General features: G+C 66.5%; 2 protein-coding genes. Both read right to left on the reverse strand.

Features of this window, described 5'->3' with window-relative positions:
• The coding region (locus tag ACZ7HQ_RS45765; RefSeq protein WP_471003633.1) for an inorganic phosphate transporter at window positions 1–788 on the reverse strand (788 nt) is incomplete at its 3' end.
• Window positions 789–793: 5 nt separating this feature from the next.
• On the reverse strand, window positions 794–1,145 hold a 352-nt coding region (locus ACZ7HQ_RS45770), incomplete at its 5' end, for a DUF47 domain-containing protein (protein WP_471003636.1).

The raw sequence follows: 1,145 nt of genomic DNA on the forward strand, positions 1-1,145 counted from the left end.
ATCGAGGCGCCGGTGGTCTCCGCCGCGAAGCCCTGCGGCGGGTCCAGCTCGATGATCTTGCGGCCGAGAGTGCGCATGATGCGCCAGCCGCCCGCGTACGTACCCAGCGAGAGCATCACGGCACAGGCGATCTTGACCCAGACCGGGATCTCGTCGTTCGGGCCCTCGATGTCGGCGATGACCAGGGCCATCACCACGATGCCCATCGTCTTCTGCGCGTCCTGGAGGCCGTGGCCGAGCGCCATGCCCGCCGCCGAGACCGTCTGCGCGATCCGGAAGCCGCGCTTGGCCTTGTGCGGGTTGGCGTTCCGGAACATCCACATGATGCCGACCATCACCAGATAGCCGACGATCAGACCGACGAACGGCGAGATGAACATCGGGATGACGATCTTCTCCAGCACACCGGACCAGATGACGTCCGTGCCGCCGGCCAGCGCCGCCCCGACCATGCCACCGAACAGGGCGTGCGAGGACGAGGAGGGGAGGCCGTAGTACCAGGTGATCAGGTTCCAGATGATCGCGCCGACCAGCGCCGCGAACAGGATCCCCATCCCCTTCTGCCCCACGGGCGTGGCGATGAGGCCTTCACTGACGGTCTTGGCCACCCCCTGTCCCAGGAAGGCGCCGGCCAGGTTCATCACCGCCGCCATCGCCAGAGCCGCACGCGGGGTCAGCGCCCGGGTGGAGACCGAGGTGGCGATGGCGTTCGCGGAGTCGTGGAAGCCGTTCGTATACGTGAAGCCGAGCGCGACACCGATGGTCACGATCAGCGCAAAGGTGTCCACGAGGTTCAGGACTCCTTGACCGCGATGGTCTCCACGGTGTTCGCGACGTGCTCGAACGCGTCAGCCGCCTCCTCCAGCGCATCCACGATCTGCTTGAGCTTCAGCACATCCATGGCGTCGTACTTGCCGTTGAAGAGGTGGGCCAGCAGTTTGCGGTGGATCTGGTCGGCCTGGTTCTCCAGCCGGTTGACCTCGATCCAGTACTCGGTGAGGTTGTCCATGGTCCGCAGGCCCGGCATGGCCTCGGCGGTCAGCTCCGCCGCCCGGGCCAGCACCTCGATCTGCTGCTCGACGCCCTTGGGGAGCTCCTGGACCTGGTAGAGGACGACCAGGTCGACGGCCTCCTCCATGAAGTCC

Source organism: Streptomyces sp. NPDC037290, from assembly GCF_055603245.1.